The 13,008-nt window shown below is 71.7% G+C and carries 12 protein-coding genes; 7 read left to right on the plus strand and 5 right to left on the minus strand.

Features of this window, described 5'->3' with window-relative positions; all coding sequences use genetic code 11:
* Positions 1–41: 41 nt before the first annotated feature.
* Positions 42–1,619: a glycosyltransferase family 87 protein gene (locus ACIRST_RS31100; RefSeq protein ID WP_402806219.1), complete on the plus strand. Its 1,578-nt coding sequence runs from the start codon at positions 42–44 to the stop codon at positions 1,617–1,619.
* Positions 1,620–1,646: 27 nt separating this feature from the next.
* Here ACIRST_RS31100 and ACIRST_RS31105 read toward each other — a convergent pair whose 3' ends face one another.
* The 3 genes from ACIRST_RS31105 to ACIRST_RS31115 form a co-directional block, all read right to left on the minus strand.
* Positions 1,647–2,681 carry an alanine racemase gene (locus ACIRST_RS31105; protein ID WP_402806222.1) on the minus strand — a complete coding sequence of 345 codons (1,035 nt, stop codon included), beginning with the start codon at positions 2,679–2,681 and terminating at the stop codon, positions 1,647–1,649.
* A 13-nt stretch (positions 2,682–2,694) separates the two neighbouring features.
* On the minus strand, positions 2,695–3,813 hold the full coding sequence (locus ACIRST_RS31110; protein ID WP_350525930.1) for a peptidoglycan bridge formation glycyltransferase FemA/FemB family protein: 1,119 nt from the start codon (positions 3,811–3,813) through the stop codon (positions 2,695–2,697).
* Between the two features lie 182 nt (positions 3,814–3,995).
* Entirely contained in the window at positions 3,996–4,295 is a 300-nt protein-coding gene (locus ACIRST_RS31115) for a hypothetical protein (protein ID WP_350525931.1), read from the minus strand.
* Positions 4,296–4,612: 317 nt separating this feature from the next.
* On the opposite strand from ACIRST_RS31115, the gene rpsF reads away from it, so the two are divergent.
* From rpsF to rplI, 4 genes are all read left to right on the plus strand, one after another.
* Positions 4,613–4,903: a 30S ribosomal protein S6 gene (gene rpsF / locus ACIRST_RS31120; RefSeq protein ID WP_063348486.1), complete on the plus strand. Its 291-nt coding sequence runs from the start codon at positions 4,613–4,615 to the stop codon at positions 4,901–4,903.
* Between the two features lie 96 nt (positions 4,904–4,999).
* The gene (locus tag ACIRST_RS31125) at positions 5,000–5,605 is read left to right on the plus strand and encodes a single-stranded DNA-binding protein (protein ID WP_350525932.1); all 606 of its coding nucleotides are present in this window, start codon (positions 5,000–5,002) and stop codon (positions 5,603–5,605) included.
* 79 nt (positions 5,606–5,684) lie between these two features.
* Entirely contained in the window at positions 5,685–5,921 is a 237-nt protein-coding gene (gene rpsR / locus ACIRST_RS31130; RefSeq protein WP_030059640.1) for a 30S ribosomal protein S18, read from the plus strand.
* A gap of 17 nt (positions 5,922–5,938) precedes the next feature.
* Positions 5,939–6,385, plus strand: a complete 447-nt coding sequence (gene rplI / locus ACIRST_RS31135; RefSeq protein WP_350525933.1) for a 50S ribosomal protein L9 — start codon at positions 5,939–5,941, stop codon at positions 6,383–6,385.
* A 117-nt stretch (positions 6,386–6,502) separates the two neighbouring features.
* Here rplI and ACIRST_RS31140 read toward each other — a convergent pair whose 3' ends face one another.
* A complete protein-coding gene (locus ACIRST_RS31140; protein ID WP_350525934.1) occupies positions 6,503–7,828 on the minus strand; it encodes an MATE family efflux transporter in 1,326 nt (441 codons plus the stop codon).
* Between the two features lie 450 nt (positions 7,829–8,278).
* Between ACIRST_RS31140 and dnaB the strand changes: the two genes are divergently transcribed.
* Together dnaB and ACIRST_RS31150 are read left to right on the plus strand one after the other, a co-directional pair.
* Entirely contained in the window at positions 8,279–9,913 is a 1,635-nt protein-coding gene (gene dnaB / locus ACIRST_RS31145) for a replicative DNA helicase (protein ID WP_350525935.1), read from the plus strand.
* Between the two features lie 104 nt (positions 9,914–10,017).
* Positions 10,018–11,475 (plus strand): acyltransferase family protein, encoded by a 1,458-nt coding sequence (locus tag ACIRST_RS31150; protein ID WP_402806228.1) that lies wholly within the window; start codon positions 10,018–10,020, stop codon positions 11,473–11,475.
* Between the two features lie 67 nt (positions 11,476–11,542).
* On the opposite strand, the gene manA is transcribed toward ACIRST_RS31150, so the two are convergent.
* Positions 11,543–12,742, minus strand: coding sequence for a mannose-6-phosphate isomerase, class I (manA, locus tag ACIRST_RS31155; protein ID WP_350525937.1), 1,200 nt, complete (start codon positions 12,740–12,742; stop codon positions 11,543–11,545).
* Between the last annotated feature and the right edge of the window lie 266 nt (positions 12,743–13,008).

Genomic DNA, 13,008 nt, shown 5'->3' on the forward strand with positions numbered 1-13,008 from the left:
CCTCCTCGTCCCGGCCGGGATGGTGCGGCAGGATGTCCGGCATGACGTCGAGCGATCGTGACGAAACCACCGGCCCGGTCGGGTCCGGCGGTCTCGCAGGGCCCACCCCGGAAGCCGTCGCCGCGGCCGCGCCGCCGGCCAACACCGTGGTCGTCCCGGCCGACGAGGACCCGGTGGCGGCGGCCGGCAGCGAGGTGATCGGCGGGCCGCCCGGACGCCGGGCGCTGCTCGGCGTCTCCTGGTGGATCCCGGCGCGCTTCCTGGCGCTCGCGGTGATCGTGGTCTCGGTGCTGGGCATGGTGCAGAAGCTGCCCTGCTACGAGCAGGCCTGGTTCCAGCCGGGCTCGCCGCAGTACATCCACGCCTGCTACAGCGACATCCCGCACCTGTTCTCCGGGCGCGGCTTCGCGGCCGGGCTGCACCCGTACGTGGACCGCATCCCGGGCTCCACGGGGGACCTGCAGTACCTGGAGTACCCGGTGCTGACCGGCCTGTTCATGCAGGTCGCGGCCTGGCTGACGCCCGGCGGGGGCGACCAGCAGAGCCAGGAGCAGTGGTTCTGGGCGATCAACGCCGGGCTGCTGATGGCCTGCGCGGTGGTCGCGGTCGTGGCGCTCACCCGCATCCACCGCCGCCGCCCCTGGGACGCGCTGCTGTTCGCGCTCGCGCCCACCCTGCTGCTCAACGGCACCGTCAACTGGGACCTGCTCGCGGTCGCGCTCGCCGCCGTGGCGATGGCCTGGTGGGCCGGCTCCCGGCCGGGCTGGGCCGGCGTCTTCATCGGCCTGGCCACCGCCGCCAAGCTCTACCCGCTGCTGCTGATCGGCCCGCTGCTGGTGCTCTGCTGGCGGGCCGGCAAGTGGCGCGAGTTCCGGGTGATGCTCGGCGGCGCGGTGGGCTCCTGGCTGCTGGTCAACCTGCCGATCATGCTCGCCAACTGGCAGGGCTGGTCGACGTTCTACGTGTTCAGCAAGCACCGCGGCGAGGACTACGGCTCGTTCTGGCTGATCCTGATGCAGGTCCGCGGCGTCGGCCTGGCCGACCTCGACCTCTACATCGGCGTGCTGATGGTGCTGGGCTGCCTGGCCATAGCGTGGCTCGGCCTCTCGGCCCCGCGCCGCCCGCGCTTCGCGCAGCTGGCCTTCCTGGTCGTCGCACTGTTCGTGCTGGTCAACAAGGTGTACTCGCCGCAGTACGCGCTCTGGCTGCTGCCGCTCGCGGTGCTGGCCCGGCCGCGCTGGCGGGACTTCCTGATCTGGCAGGCCTGCGAGGTGCTCTACACCCTGGGCATCTGGTCCCACCTGGGCTTCGTCACCGGGCCCAAGCAGCACGGGATCGGCGAGGCCTGGTACCACTTCGCGATCGGGCTGCACCTGATCGGCACGCTCTACCTGGTCGGCCTGGTGGTCCGCGACGTCCTGCACCCGGAGCACGACCCGGTCCGCTGGGACGGCAGCGACGACCCCTCCGGCGGGGTGCTCGACCACGCCCCGGACGTGGTCGTGCTGGGCAGCGCCCGACGGCTGCGCGAGGAGGAGAGCTACGCCGCGTACGCGCCGGCCGGCCCCGAGCAGTGGCTGAGCGAGCCCGAACTGTCGGAGCCGGCCGAGAAGCCGTGACCCGTCACGCGTGACGGGTCCGGAGGTCTAGCGGTCCACCACGCGGTCGAAGTGCGTGGTGGTGTGGCGGACCTGGAGACCGAGCTCCTCGCCGATCGCGGGGGGCTTGGTCTCGCCGTCCAGGAACAGCAGCGAGACCTGCATGTGCGGGGGCTCGGCGAACCAGAGCTGCTTGCCGGCCCAGTGGAACGGCGACTTGGTCTTGTTCACCGTCGCCAGGCCGGCCCGGGCGATGCCCTTGGCCCGCGAGGCCATGCTCGCCACGTACTTGGGCGCCTCCAGGCCGATGCCGTGCGCGGTGCCGCCCGCGACCACCAGGAGGTGGCCGTCGGCGGGCGCCGGGTGCTGGCGGTAGCCGTAGCGGTCGCCCTTCTTGACCGGGGTGACGTCCAGGACGGTGGCCCGGACCTCCAGCGCGGCGTGGTCGCCCAGCCAGAGCCGGGTGCCGATCCGGGCCCGGAAGACGGTCTCCGGGTAGCGCTGGGCCAGCTGCTCCATGCCGGCCGCGCCGAGGTGGCTGACGAACACGGTGTGCACCGGGATGCCGGCCGCACGGGCGGTGTCCACCCAGTACGCGACCTCCTCGACCGGGCTGGAGCCGTCCGGCCGGTCCATCGGCAGGTGCAGCGCCAGGCCCTCGAAGGAGACGCCGCCCAGCTCGGCGGCGACGGTCTGCAGGTCGGCGGCGCTCACGCCGTGGCGGCGCATGGTGGTCATGCACTCCAGCACCACCCGGGTGCCGTGCAGCGTCCGCAGCGCGTCCACGCTCGCCACCGTGCGGATCACCCGGGCGTGCGGCAGCGGGAGGACCTCCTCGCCGACCCGGTACGGGGTGAGCACCAGCAGCTCGCCGCCGTACCACTCGGCGGCGTCGGCCGCCTCGTACGCGGTACCGACGGCGAGCACACCGGTGCCCAGCCGCGTCGCCTCCTCGGCCAGCCGGTGGTTGCCCAGGCCGTAGCCGTTCCCCTTGGCGACCGGCACCAGGCCGGGGAACTCGGCGAGGACGGAGCGCTGGTGGGTGCGCCAGCGTTCGGTGTCGAGGTAGAGCGACAGCGTCATCGGGTCAGCCTCCTCAGCGGCGGGACATGTAGAGGTCGAGGGCCTTGTGCAGCAGCTTGTTGAGCGGGAAGTCCCACTCGCCGAGGTACTCGGCCGCCTGGCCGCCGGTGCCGACCTTGAACTGGATCAGTCCGAACAGGTGGTCGTTCTCGTCCAGGGTGTCACTGATGCCGCGCAGGTCGTACACCCCGCCGCCGAGGGCGTAGGAGTCGCGCATCATCCGCCACTGGATGGCGTTGGACGGCTTGACCTCGCGCTTGTGGTTGGCCGAGGCGCCGTAGGAGTACCAGACGTGCTCGCCGACCACGAGCATCGTGGTGGCGGCCAGCGGCTCGCCCTCGTGGTACGCGATGTAGAGGCGCATGCGGTTCGGGTCCTCGGCGGTGAGGGCCTTCCACATCCGCTGGAAGTACGACAGCGGGCGCGGGGTGAACTTGTCGCGCTCGGCGGTGACCAGGTAGAGCTGGTGGAAGATCGGCAGCTCGTCGTAGCCGCCCTGGAACACCTCGACGCCGCTCTTCTCGGCCTTCTTGATGTTGCGGCGCCACAGCTGGTTGAAGTTCTTGTGGATGTCGTCCAGCGAGCGGTTGGCCAGCGGCACCTGGAAGACGTAGCGGGGCTGGACGTCGCCGAAGCCGGCGCCGCCGTCCTCGCCCTGCAGCCAGCCGGCCTTGCGCAGCCGGTCGGCCACCTCGAAGGCGCGCGGCTCGTACCAGTCGGCCTCGACGTCGCGCAGCCGCTTGGCCTGCTTGGCGGCGATGGCCTCCTTGATGGTGGGGGCGTTCCAGCGGCGGATGACCACCGGCGGGCCCATCTTCACCGAGAACGCGCCCTGCGACTTCAGGTGCGCCAGCATCGGCGAGAGCCAGCGGTCGAGGTCGCGGTCGAACCAGTCGATGACCGGGCCCTCGGGCAGGTAGGCGAGGTAGCGCTTGAGCTTCGGCAGCTGGCGGTAGAGGACCAGGCCGGCGCCGACGAGCTGGTTGGCGTCGTCGAACCAGCCGATCGACTCGGACCGCCACTCGGCCTTCACGTCACCCCACGACGGCACCTGCATGTGGCTGGCCGAGGCGCGGCTCCTGATGAAGGCGAGGTGCTCCTCGCGGGTGATCGTCCTCAGGCGCAGGCTCATTGCTCGGTGCTCCTCGTCGGTCGGGCTGCATTGGGCCCCGGGTTCTCGGGCTGACCTTATCGTCCGGGGCCCGGGCGCCCGTCGCTGCGGGCACGACGGCGCCCCCGTCGCGTACCTGTCTTCTTCCAGATACGCGGCGGGGGCGTCAGGGGTTCCGGCGGGGCCGGCCCCGAGGGCCCGGATCAGCCCCAGAGGCCGCCGCGGGCGATGCCGAGGTAGAAGCCGACCGCGGAGGCGCCGAGCGAGACCATCAGGACGAAGCGCTCGGCGGTGGTGACCGAGACGAACACGCCCCAGAACCCCGTGACGATCCCGGCCAGGCCGGTCCACGACGTCAGCAGGTGCAGGTTGTAGAAGAACGAGGTGGTGAAGGCGATCACGCCGAAGACGGCGGTCAGTGCCACCAGGGTGTTCTCGCGGGGGTGCGGGTGGCCGTCGGTGTTCAGCGTGAGCGCGGGCATGTGGTGGACGGACTGGGCCATGAGTCCCACCTCCAGGCGTGGAGACGAACGGGCAGGAATCCCGTTCCGTCCAGACTGCGGTGGTTGCGCCGGTCTCACAACCCCTGTGCGTTTTGTTCGGCCGTACGGGTGCGGGTAGGCTGTGCCGTCTGCACTGGTGTAGTTGTGCCCCCTTGCGCCCTCTTCCGGGCGACACCCCTCCGGGGTGTGCGGGGCCGACTGTCGGACCCGCCCGCTACGGTGGGCCGGAGTCGTCACCGCACCGGTGCCGACGCTACGCACAACCCTCCTGCCACGGAGAGACCGTGGCCGCTGAGTCCAAAGGAGGTGGGTTACCCATGCGTCACTACGAGGTGATGGTCATCCTCGACCCGTCGGTCGAGGAGCGCGCTGTCTCCCCCCTGATCGAGAACTTCCTCACCGTCGTCCGCAACGCGGGCGGCAAGGTGGAGAAGGTCGACACCTGGGGTCGTCGCCGTCTGGCTTACGAGATCAACAAGCAGTCCGAGGGCATCTACTCGGTCATCGACCTCAAGGCCACGCCTGAGGTCGTCAAGGAGCTCGACCGCCAGATGGGCCTGAGCGAGTCGGTTCTGCGGACCAAGGTCCTGCGCCCGGACACCCACTGAGCCACCTCTGAGGCCTTCGGGTCTCGGGTAGCTCGCGTCCGCTGTTTCACGTGAAACAGCGGTGAACGGACATCTTCCCGAGAGGTCATCACCACCATGGCAGGCGAGACCGTCATCACCCTCGTCGGCAATCTCGTCGACGACCCCGAGCTGCGCTTCACCCCGTCGGGTGCGGCGGTCGCGAAGTTCCGCATCGCGTCCACCCCCCGCACCTTCGACCGTCAGACGAACGAGTGGAAGGACGGCGAGAGCCTCTTCCTCACGTGCAACGTCTGGCGGCAGCCGGCGGAGAACGTGGCCGAGTCGCTGCAGCGCGGCATGCGCGTCATCGTGCAGGGCCGACTGCGCCAGCGGTCTTACGAGACCAAGGAAGGCGAGAAGCGGACGGTCTTCGAGGTCGAGGTCGACGAGGTCGGCCCGAGCCTGCGCTCGGCGACCGCCAAGGTCACCCGGGCCAACCGGTCCGGCGGTCCCGGTGGCGGCTTCGGCGGCCAGCAGGGCGGCGGCCAGGGCGGTGGCAACTGGGGCGGCGGTGGCGGCCAGCAGGGCGGCGGCTGGGGTGGAAACTCCGGCGGCCAGTCCGGCCCCTCCGACGACCCGTGGGCTTCCAGCGCCCCGTCCGGTGGCAACCAGGGCGGCGGCTGGGGTGCCCCGTCCAGTGGTGGTGGTGGCGGCGGCTACTCGGAAGAGCCCCCGTTCTAAGAGCTGACAGATTTCGTGCGGCCCGGCCGCCGGCGTCCCCGGACGCCCGCCGGGCCGTGAACCCCAAATGGAGCACACAATGGCGAAGCCGCCTGCTCGCAAGCCGAAGAAGAAGGTTTGCGTCTTCTGCAAGGACAAGGTCAACTACGTTGACTACAAGGACACGAACCTGCTGCGGAAGTACATCTCCGACCGCGGCAAGATCCGTGCCCGCCGGGTCACCGGCAACTGCACCCAGCACCAGCGTGACGTCGCCACGGCCGTGAAGAACAGCCGTGAGATGGCGCTGCTGCCCTACACCAGCACCGCGCGCTAAGAGAGGGTGACCGAGTAATGAAGATCATCCTCACGCACGAGGTGCCGGGTCTCGGCTCCGCCGGCGAGGTCGTCGAGGTCAAGGACGGCTACGCCCGCAACTACCTGGTCCCGCGCGGCTACGCCATCCGCTGGACCAAGGGTGGTCAGAAGGACGTCGACGCCATCCGTCGCGCCCGCAAGATCCACGAGATCCAGACCCTTGAGGCCGCCAACGAGGTCAAGGGTCAGCTGGAGGGCGTCCAGGTCAAGCTGGCCGTCCGTTCGGGTGACGCCGGCCGTCTGTTCGGCTCGGTGACCCAGGCCGACGTCGTCGAGGCCATCAAGGCCGCCGGCGGCCCGGCTGTGGACAAGCGCGCCGTCGCGATCGCCTCGCCGATCAAGACCGTGGGCACCCACAAGGTCTCGGTCAAGCTGCACTCCGACGTCCAGGCCAACCTGGACATCGCGGTCGTCGCTGCCTGAGTTCCGTAGCAGTGGCTTGAGGGCCGGGCTCCTTCGGGAGTCCGGCCCTCGGTCGTTCCCGGGGACGGGTGCCGCCGCCGCTGCGGGGGCGGGGTGCCGCTCCGGGGTGCGGGCCCGCTACCCGCGGACGGCTCCGGTGACCAGCCACTCGCCGCCGCGGGCACGCCAGACCAGGAAGCCCGCGCGGACCAGCATGAACAGGTTCATCGCCCACCAGAGCCCGGCCAGCCCGGCGCCGGTGGCGGGGACGGCGACGGCCGCCGGGGCGAACACCGCGAGCGTCGCGAGCGCCGCCCGGGCCAGGTACGGACCGTCCCCGGCGCCCATCAGCACCCCGTCCAGCACGAAGACCAGGCCGGAGACCGGCTGGCTGAGAGCGAGCAGCAGCAGGGCGGTGTCCAGCTGCGCCTGCACGGCCGGATCGGGCGTGAACAGCGGGACGTAGAGCGGGCGGGCGGCCACCACCAGCAGGCCGAGCACCACGCCGGAGCCGATGCCCCACTCGACCATCCGCCGGGTCGCGGCCCTGGCACCCGGGACGTCCGAGCCGCCGAGGTAACGGCCGATGATGGCCTGGCCGGCGATCGCGATGGCGTCGAGCGCGAAGGCCAGGAAGCTGAACAGCGTCATGGTGATCTGGTGCGCGGCCACCTGGTCGTCGCCCAGCCGGGCGGCCACCGCGGTGGCGATCATCAGCACCGCGCGCAGGCTGATCGTCCGGACCAGCAGCGGGCCGCCCGCCCTCGCGCAGGCCCGGATGCCCGTCGCGTCCGGCCGCAGCGAGGCCCGCTCGCGCCGTGCGCCGCGGACCACCACGACCAGGTAGACGGCGGCCATCCCGGTCTGCGCGAGCACGGTGCCCCAGGCCGAGCCGGCCACCCCCAGCCCGGCGCCGTAGACCAGGCCGGCGTTCAGGCCGATGTTGGCGGTGAAGCCCGCGACGGCCACCAGCAGCGGCGTACGGGTGTCCTGCAGGCCGCGCAGCACGCCGGTGGCGGCCAGCACCATGAGCATCGCCGGGATGCCCAGGGAGCTGATCCGCAGGTACGTCACCGCGTAGGGCGCCGCGGTCGGCGAGGCGCCCAGCACGTCGGCGACCCAGGGGGCCACCAGCAGGGTCAGCAGCACCACCGGTACCGCCAGCCCCAGGGCGAGCCAGATGCCGTCGACGCCCTGCTGCACGGCGCCCCGGCGGTCCCCGGCGCCGATCCGGCGGGCCACCGCCGCGGTGGTGGCGTAGGCGAGGAAGACGAACACGCCGGTCGCGGTGGTGAGCGCGGCGGAGGCCACGCCGACCCCGGCCAGCTGGGCGGTGCCGAGGTGGCCGACGATCGCCGAGTCGGCCATCAGGAAGAGCGGCTCGGCGACCAGTGCGCCGAAGGCCGGGACGGCCAGGGAGAGGATCTCCCGGTCGTGGCGGCGTCTGGAGGGCGTGGCGGTCATGGCGTCCAGGCTACTCATCCACAGGTAACGACTGCCAGGGGTATGTGGTCATTACTCGAAATCCTGACCGGGGCCGTTCGACCACTCTGTGCCCACAGCCATTCGGAGGTGTGTGAAGAATTTCTCATGCACAGGCCCGGGAAGAGGTAATCCCAGGTCAGCAAGTTGACGGTGGATCGATGGTCCGGTTATCCACAGGGACGTCCACAGGGGTGTCCACAGCTTTGCGGCAGTTCTCCACAGGTCGGGGCCGCTCATCCACACCCCCTGTGGATAACCGCCTTGGCGCAAGGGCGTCCGGCGCTTTAGCGTGGGCCCTCCGCCCGACACTCGCACCGCCCCGGCGTCCGATTTGTCGGAGCCGTGGCGTACAAAGAGGAGCGGATCCGCTTCACCCAGCCACCGGCAAGCCCGCTCCAACTCGCACCACTCGCTGATCGGGGAACACGCGTGACCGGCCCCCAGTACGACGACCACGACGCCCCGCCGCCGGAGGAGGACTGGCAGACCGCCGAGGACCCCTTCCCGGCCGGTGCCTTCGACGACGCACCCTTCCCGGACGGCCCCGGCGACCGCCTCCCGGTCTCCCGCGGCCGCGGCGGCCAGGGCGGCGGCCGCGACGGCTTCCAGAAGGACGGCTTCCAGAAGGGCGGCTTCCAGGGCGGCAAGGGCGGCCGGAACGGCTCCTCGCGCGAGGGCGGCCAGCGGGACGGCGGCTGGCAGCGCCGGGGCGAGGGCGACGGCGAGAGCGGGGCGGACGGCTTCGAGCGCGTCCCCCCGCAGGACCTCGCCGCCGAGCAGTCCGTCCTCGGCGGCATGCTGCTCTCCAAGGACGCCATCGCCGACGTGGTCGAGGTGCTCAAGCCCGCCGACTACTACCGGCCCGCGCACGAGATGATCCACGGCGCGATCCTCGACCTCTACGCCCGCGGCGAGCCGGCCGACCCGATCACCGTGGCCGGCGAGCTGACCAAGCGCGGCGAGCTGCAGCGGGTCGGCGGCGCCTCGTACCTGCACACCCTGGTCAACTCCGTCCCGACGGCGGCCAACGCCGAGTACTACGCCCAGATCGTCGCCGAGCGCGGGGTGCTGCGCCGGCTGGTCGAGGCCGGCACCCGGATCGCGGGCATGGGCTACGCGGCCGAGGGCGACGTGGACGAGATCGTCAACTCCGCCCAGGCGGAGATCTACGCCGTCACCGAGCAGCGCACCAACGAGGACTACGCGCCGCTGGCCGACATCATGGAGGGCGCCCTCGACGAGATCGAGGCGATCGGTTCCCGCAACGGCCAGATGTCCGGCGTGCCGACCGGCTTCGCCGACTTCGACGCGCTGACCAACGGCCTGCACCCCGGCCAGATGATCGTCATCGCGGCCCGCCCCGCCATGGGTAAGTCCACCCTGGCGCTGGACTTCGCGCGTGCCTGCTCGATCCACAACAAGCTGCCGAGCGTGATCTTCTCGCTCGAAATGGGGCGCAACGAGATCGCCATGCGTCTGCTCTCCGCCGAGGCCCGGGTCGCGCTGCACCACATGCGCTCCGGGAACATGACGGACGACGACTGGACGCGGGTCGCCCGCCGGATGCCCGACGTCAGCGAGGCCCCGCTGTTCATCGACGACTCGCCGAACCTGTCGATGATGGAGATCCGCGCCAAGTGCCGCCGGCTCAAGCAGCGCAACGACATCAAGCTGATCGTCATCGACTACCTCCAGCTGATGCAGTCCGGCGGCTCCCGCCGGGCCGAGAACCGCCAGCAGGAGGTCTCGGACATGTCCCGTAACCTCAAGCTGCTGGCCAAGGAGCTGGAAGTCCCCGTCATCGCGCTCTCCCAGCTGAACCGTGGCCCCGAGCAGCGCACCGACAAGCGGCCGATGGTCTCCGACCTGCGTGAATCGGGCTCGATCGAGCAGGACGCCGACATGGTCATCCTGCTGCACCGCGAGGACGCCTACGAGAAGGAGTCCCCGCGCGCGGGCGAGGCCGACCTGATCGTCGCCAAGCACCGTAACGGTCCGACCGCGACCATCACGGTGGCCTTCCAGGGCCACTACTCGCGCTTCGTCGACATGACCCGGGACTGACCGGGGGCGCCCCCGGGACTGATCCGGAACCGGGCTGACCAGGGGCCGGCCGGGGGCTGGCCCCGGCCGGGCTGCGATCCCCCGGATGGGCTAGTGTCCGGCGGATGACGATCAAGGGGCCACTGGCCCGAAGGGGGCTGCGGCCGGTCGGGCGGCGCGAGCGCGCCGCCGCACCGGGGAGCCGGCTCGGGTGGCTGGACGCCCTGCGCGGGATCGCCGCGCTGGCCGTGACGGCCCATCACTTCGACATCCTGAAGCTGGTCCCGCACGGCGGCACCGTCGCGGCCCACTTCGACCTCGGCTTCTACGGGGTCATGGCGTTCTTCGTCGTCAGCGGGTACATCATCCCGGCCTCCCTGGAGCGGCGCGGTGACGTCCGGGCCTTCTGGATCGGCCGGATCTTCCGGATCTACCCGGCGCTGATCGTCACCGTGCTCTTCGCCGAGCTGGTGCTGCCGCACGCGTACCAGGTCCTCACCTTCGACGGCTACGGGCACGACCTGCTCTGGCTGGGGGGCAACGGCCTGATGCTGACGGACGTGCTGGGCGTGGTGAACGGGCTCGGCATCATGTGGACCCTGACGTACGAGATGCTCTTCTACTTCTTCGTCAGCAGCCTCTTCACGTTCGGCCTGCACCGGCGCAGCGCACCGATCGCGGTCGGGGCGGCGGCGATCGCCCTCGCGCTGGGCGTCCTGATCCCGTCCTACGGCCTGCAGACCAGCCTCGACGCGATCAGGAACCTCGTGGTCGCCGCCGTGGTCATCGTGGTCACGGGCGTGCTCTGCATGCTCAGCGGCCGTGCTTCCCTGGCCCGGACCGGCGGTCTGCTGCTGGGCGGGTTCGGCCTGCTGCTGGTGTTCACCAACGGCCGGACGCCGGCCTACGAGACCTTCACCATCTTCGCGACGATGTTCGCGGGCACGGTGGTCTACCGCGCGCAGCACGGGCAGGTCGAGCGGATCGAGGCCTGGCTGACGGTCGGTTTCGTGGTGGTGGCGGGCGCCCTCGTGGGCCCGATGTACAACCGGGGCGCGATGGCGGACGCGACCTCGACCTTCAGCTGGTCGGCGTGGACCTTCGCCTACCTGGCGGCGTGGGCGTCGTTCGGCGTGTTCTTCCTGCTGCGCAACCGGCGGTTGGCCCGCCCGCTGGTCCGGCTGGGGGCGGTGAGCTACTCGGTCTACCTGCTGCACTGGCCGGTCAAGAGGTTCCTGCTGTGGCGGCTCGGCTGGGACGGCACCCGCTACCCGGAGAAGCTGGCCGCGATGCCGTTCGTGGAACGGTGGTCGTGGGTGCTGGGGTACTTCGCGGTGCTGCTGGCGGTCTGCTGGGCGGTGTACCGGCTGGTGGAGCTGCCGTTCCAGAACCTGGGCCGCAGGCTGACCACGGCGGCGAACCGGCGGTGGCCGCCGCAGCTGCCGGAGGGGCCGGCACCTGCGGCGGCGGTGGCCGTCGTCCCGGCGCAGGCCCCGGGCCCGGCGGCGGAGCCCGAGCCGGCGCTGGTGGCGGCGGGCCCGGGCGGTGAGGGATCGGAAGGGCCGGGGAAGCCGGGCGACTGAGCGGGGCCGGGCAGCGGGAACCCTCCCGCTGCCCGGCCCCGGTCGGTGGCGCGTCGGCGTCCGCCGGTCAGATGGTCACCGTGGCGCGGAAGACGGTGCCGGCCGCGCTGGAGAGGCGGGTCGGGGTGCCGGTCGCGGGGAGGAAGGCGGAGCCGCCGCGGGCGAGCTCCAGGACGCTGCCGTCGGCGGCGGTGAGCCGGACACCGCCCTCGGTGCAGAGCAGGATCTGCGGGGTGCGGCCGTCGATCGTGCGCTCGACGCCGTCCAGCGTGAACCGGGAGAGCCGGAACTCGTCGATCGGGACGGGGTAGAGCTCCTCGCCCGGGGTGTCCCCGACCTGGACGGGGGCCACCACCTCGGGGGCGCCGCTCTCGAAGACCACGACCTTCAGCAGCTCCGGCACGTCGATGTGCTTCGGGGTGAGGCCGGCCCGCAGCACGTTGTCGGAGTTGGCCTGCAGCTCGACGCAGACGCCGGACAGGTAGGCGTGCGGCACCCCGGCGCCCAGGTAGAGCGCCTCGCCGGCCCGCAGCCGGACGTGGTTGAGCAGCATGCCGGCGATCAGGCCGCGGTCGTCCGGGAAGTCCTTGGCGATCCGGGCGTACGGGGCGTAGTACCAGTCCGGGTCCCCGGTGTCGTACTCCGCCAGCGTCTCGGCGGTCTCCCGGACGGTCTTCGCGGCCGTCTCGTCGTCCATGGTGAGGATGGCGGCCAGGGTGCCGCGCAGCGCCTCGGCCTCGTCCTCGACGCCCAGCAGGTCGATCAGCGGCTCCAGGCCGTTCACTGAGAGCCGGGCCATCAGCTCGGCCGCCTCGGCGGGCCCGCGGAAGCCGCACAGGCCCTCGAAGTCGCCCAGTGCGCAGACCATTTCGGGCTTGTGGTTGGCGTCGCGGTAGCTGCGCTCGGGGGCGTCCGGCGGGATGCCGAGGGCGTTCTCGGCGGCGAAGCCGGCGCGGGCCTGGTCGAGCGTGGGGTGCGCCTGGATCGACAGCGGGGTGCCCGCGGCGAGGACCTTGAAGAGGAACGGCAGGGTCGGGCCGAACCTGGCGACGCTCGCGGCGCCCAGCTCACCCTCGGGATCGGCCGCGATCAGCTCGTCCAGCCGGCGCGGGCCGTCCCCGCGGTCGGCGCGGGACGGGTCTCCGGGGTGGGCGCCCATCCACAGCTCGGCCTGCGGCTCGCCGGTCGGCTGCTGCCCGAGCAGTTCGGGCAGGGCCGTGAGCGACCCCCAGGCGTACGGGCGGACGGTGTTGACGAGCCTGTCCATGCGCGCGGTCCTACTCCTTCACGGTCTGTGCGGGCGTGCCGGATCGCCGGGGGCGAGCCCGGCGGTGCGGGCGGTCCGGGCACGGGCAAGGGCATCGACCCTAGCCGAACGGTGTCACCCACGGGGAAACGGTGGGCGTCCGGTGGGAGTGCCATGGGCGGACCGGTGGTTCCCGGGCGCGGTAGTAGGATGCCAGCACGCAGTAGTCTCCGCCCTGCGCGCAGTTCTCCACCGTGACCACCCCGTCGGAGGGCAGCCGGTGGAGC

It is taken from the genome of Kitasatospora sp. NPDC101447 (assembly GCF_044767225.1).
Lineage (GTDB): Bacteria > Actinomycetota > Actinomycetes > Streptomycetales > Streptomycetaceae > Kitasatospora.

Coding starts and splice junctions, on each gene's coding strand:
- ACIRST_RS31100 (WP_402806219.1), top strand. CDS start 42: ATGACGTCGAGCGATCGTGACGAAACCACCGGCCCGGTCGGGTCCGGC.
- ACIRST_RS31105 (WP_402806222.1), bottom strand. CDS start 2,681: ATGACGCTGTCGCTCTACCTCGACACCGAACGCTGGCGCACCCACCAG.
- ACIRST_RS31110 (WP_350525930.1), bottom strand. CDS start 3,813: ATGAGCCTGCGCCTGAGGACGATCACCCGCGAGGAGCACCTCGCCTTC.
- ACIRST_RS31115 (WP_350525931.1), bottom strand. CDS start 4,295: ATGGCCCAGTCCGTCCACCACATGCCCGCGCTCACGCTGAACACCGAC.
- rpsF (WP_063348486.1), top strand. CDS start 4,613: ATGCGTCACTACGAGGTGATGGTCATCCTCGACCCGTCGGTCGAGGAG.
- ACIRST_RS31125 (WP_350525932.1), top strand. CDS start 5,000: ATGGCAGGCGAGACCGTCATCACCCTCGTCGGCAATCTCGTCGACGAC.
- rpsR (WP_030059640.1), top strand. CDS start 5,685: ATGGCGAAGCCGCCTGCTCGCAAGCCGAAGAAGAAGGTTTGCGTCTTC.
- rplI (WP_350525933.1), top strand. CDS start 5,939: ATGAAGATCATCCTCACGCACGAGGTGCCGGGTCTCGGCTCCGCCGGC.
- ACIRST_RS31140 (WP_350525934.1), bottom strand. CDS start 7,828: ATGACCGCCACGCCCTCCAGACGCCGCCACGACCGGGAGATCCTCTCC.
- ACIRST_RS31150 (WP_402806228.1), top strand. CDS start 10,018: ATGACGATCAAGGGGCCACTGGCCCGAAGGGGGCTGCGGCCGGTCGGG.
- manA (WP_350525937.1), bottom strand. CDS start 12,742: ATGGACAGGCTCGTCAACACCGTCCGCCCGTACGCCTGGGGGTCGCTC.